This is a genomic window from Moorena sp. SIO3B2 (assembly GCF_010692525.1).
GTDB classification, from domain to species: domain Bacteria; phylum Cyanobacteriota; class Cyanobacteriia; order Cyanobacteriales; family Coleofasciculaceae; genus Moorena; species Moorena producens.
In genome coordinates this window covers 1-2,972 of the sequence record NZ_JAAHHE010000587.1, presented here as the reverse complement: position 1 = coordinate 2,972, position 2,972 = coordinate 1, and the positions used below count along the sequence as shown (strand labels likewise).

The window sequence follows — 2,972 nt, the reverse complement described above, 5'->3', positions numbered from 1 at the left end:
CCCGCCTAGAGTGCGTTGAGTCATGGGTTTGCTGGAGGAATACTATGTACGAATACTATAAAGGATTGATTGCCAACTATAGCTGATTGTTGATCATACCATGTCAAGGGGTGATCTATCAAGGCAATCTATCAGCTATCAGTTATCAGCTATCAGCTATCAGCTATCAGCTATCAGCTATCAGCTATCAGCTATCAGCTATCAGCTATCAGTTATCAGTTTATGAGTTAGGTCACAGCGTCGAAGCGTCACAGCGTCGAAGCATCACAGCGTCGAAGCCTGTGCCACTGACCACTGATGGCTGACGGCTGATGGCTGATGGCTGATAACTGATAGCTGACCGCTGAATGCTTACACCCCTTCAGATGGTTTAGTCCTGGAATGCTGTATTAGGGGATGGCTCCTCTGTGGAAACCACGTTGAGTAAATTCCGAAGACCTTGATTCCACTTTTCTAGTTTTAAATAGTCGGTCATTTCAATTTCCTCAATTAAGGAGTTAAGGGATTCATCAAGATTAGCTAGCTCTAGGATTTCTGCCATCCGATTTGCATCTAATTCAGACAAAAACGGAAGAGCTATTAGCTGGCGATATTCTTCTGATAACTTACTATTTTTTTGGTTAATTATACTCATTATTTTCAACTTAACTTTTTTTCATTTGTAAATAAATATTTATTAGTAATTTATTATTTAATAAATAAAAATATTTTAAAAAATATATATTAATTATTTAATTAATAAAGGAAGATTGGGGCAATCAATGAAGGAATTACCCCAAGCGGTTTCCGCACCATAATTAGCTATAGTTAATCATAATATTTTGTTTACTGATTATGCTTCTTAAGCTCAAAAAATATTTTGCGCAAACGCTTTAGGGCACGATTACCTCGCTGTCTGGCAGACGCCTCAGTAATATCTTCTCCCTTAGAAGCTAGATGGTTTACTACTTGTTTCCAAGATAAGCCTTTTATGTGCCGTAACACGATTAGCTTGTTGTCCTTTGGCTCTAACTTTTGAAGAGCTAGCTCCAACAGCTTGAAGTTTTCCTCCTCAGAGTTTTCTGAGTCGAGACTATTGCTGTCTTCTAGTGCTATTTGATGTTCTTTAAAATTAGCATCCCATGACTTTTCTTTTTTTTGTTTATTTTTTTGTTTCCTGCTCATTTCACGGATGACATTGAATGAAGTCCTCCTGATCCAGGCTCTAGGTTTTTCAATCTCTTCGCCAGATTCTAGCAGTTTTATTCCCCGTAAATAGGTTTCAGTAATCACCTCGTATATTTGGTAATCCGGTAAATTAAATTGGCGTAGTTTGGACTTTATTCCGTTGATAAATGAAGTATTATCCCAAGTTTGCTTTACGCAGGCTATAATCAAAAAAACAAAAAGTTTTTGCCCAGAGCAAATTTGAGAATTTTTTACAATCAGCCTATAATAAATTGATAAAGATTTTTTTTTGGATAAAGGTTGAAACGCTTGGTCAAAATTTTCCTTCATTTATTATATATCCTCGAATAATTATGTCTGGTTTAGTGTTTTGATCATTTTTTGCAATAGGAGTGTAAATTCGCATAATCGATATCCGTATCAATGTTCCTCTATATATATGTGCAGAACTGTCAGAAAGTGTGACACCCTCTCGGGAAAATTTCCAAAAAAACAGGGTGCTTTAATTTTGAAGAGCAGCACCTCTAGAGCAATGAGCCAGTCAATGTCACAGAATCCTTGAACAGGCACATTAATATATAGCCTGGTGATCAGACTCTAAAGCTGCTAGTAGCGATTGAAAGAACATGCGTACTAATTTTGCGCAAAAATTCTTTGGGCAGGACTTACGCGGTTAAGTTGATATAGCCCCCCTAGCCCCCCAATTTTGGGGGGTAATGATGTCAAAGTCCCCCGAGCGAGGGATTGCTCGCTCGGGGGATTTAGGGGGCAAATGCGTAAGTCCTGTTGGGGTAGGAATTCTACTCTGAGTGAAAGCCTGCTGGATAGTTTGTAGCGTCTAGGCAGGCACTCAAGAGGAAATCGTGGCTATTTAACCAGTCGTCTCTAAGTGTTCAATCACTATGTTAAAGAATCAACAGAAAAAACCAAGTAAGTACAACTTCCCAGTTTGGCAAATTTCCTTACCGCTCTGTGGAGTCCTGATCTGCGCCATCGGAGCTATCACCACAGTCTATATGATCAACGGTCGCTATCTTTTTCACCTAAAGGCTACTCCCAAGGGACTGGAAATCATGACTGATGTAGACAAAAGGGAGATCAAAGAGACATTAAATTAGCACAATAAATCAATAGACCTCGCCGCAACAGTAGCGAGGTCTATTCAACAGGGGGAAACTAGTTTTGGGGGTCTGGCAGTTACCTCACTGGGGAGCATGTCACCCTTGTAATTATGTATATAGATCCCCCCTAACCCCCCTTAAAAAAGGGGGGAATTAGATTCAAAAGTCCCCCTTACTAAGGGGGAGCAACGGGGGATCTGAATCAGGGATTAACAAAACTAACATGCTCCGCTTCACCGAATTGAGAATTGCTATATTATCGACCAATACTCATAATCCAGGTACCGACATAACTGGGTAGTGGAATATCACCAGGGGCTAAGACATAACAAACGAAGTAATAGGTACCCCCATCAGGGTTTTTGACATTGGAAAATACTAATTCCACATTTTCATTGGCTGGAACTGCCTCTTCCATATAAATCTGAATGCTATAATTCTCTTTGTCCCAGACTACCTCAGAGACCGGGAGGGATTTACCGTCAACGCGCACCTCAATTTTGTCCACGTCGAACTTACCATCGTAGTAATCTGGATAAGAAATAGAAAACTGAGCGACTCCCAATTCCAGTTTCTTCTTGGGAATCCTCAAGCGGTAACGATCCCAGTAATTGGGGGCACCGTTAAAATCTAGGTGATATCTCAGGATATTTTCCCGCTTAACACCACTCCAGAGTACCAATC

Annotated in this window: 5 protein-coding genes; 2 read left to right on the top strand and 3 right to left on the bottom strand. The window is 40.1% G+C overall.

Features of this window, described 5'->3' with window-relative positions:
- Window positions 1-86: 86 nt before the first annotated feature.
- Complete coding sequence (locus tag F6K38_RS38420) at window positions 87-305, top strand: hypothetical protein (protein ID WP_009148778.1); 219 nt, start codon at window positions 87-89, stop codon at window positions 303-305.
- A gap of 65 nt (window positions 306-370) precedes the next feature.
- Here F6K38_RS38420 and F6K38_RS38415 read toward each other — a convergent pair whose 3' ends face one another.
- Both F6K38_RS38415 and F6K38_RS38410 read right to left on the bottom strand, forming a co-directional pair.
- On the bottom strand, window positions 371-634 hold the full coding sequence (locus F6K38_RS38415; protein ID WP_009148780.1) for a hypothetical protein: 264 nt from the start codon (window positions 632-634) through the stop codon (window positions 371-373).
- Between the two features lie 191 nt (window positions 635-825).
- The gene (locus tag F6K38_RS38410) at window positions 826-1,497 is read right to left on the bottom strand and encodes a sigma-70 family RNA polymerase sigma factor (RefSeq protein ID WP_009148782.1); all 672 of its coding nucleotides are present in this window, start codon (window positions 1,495-1,497) and stop codon (window positions 826-828) included.
- Window positions 1,498-2,069: 572 nt separating this feature from the next.
- Here F6K38_RS38410 and F6K38_RS38405 point away from each other — a divergent pair.
- Complete coding sequence (locus F6K38_RS38405; RefSeq protein WP_009148783.1) at window positions 2,070-2,285, top strand: hypothetical protein; 216 nt, start codon at window positions 2,070-2,072, stop codon at window positions 2,283-2,285.
- Window positions 2,286-2,544: 259 nt separating this feature from the next.
- Here the strand turns inward: F6K38_RS38405 and F6K38_RS38400 are convergent.
- Window positions 2,545-2,972: DUF2808 domain-containing protein (locus tag F6K38_RS38400; protein ID WP_287360193.1), on the bottom strand; the 428-nt coding region annotated here is incomplete at its 5' end.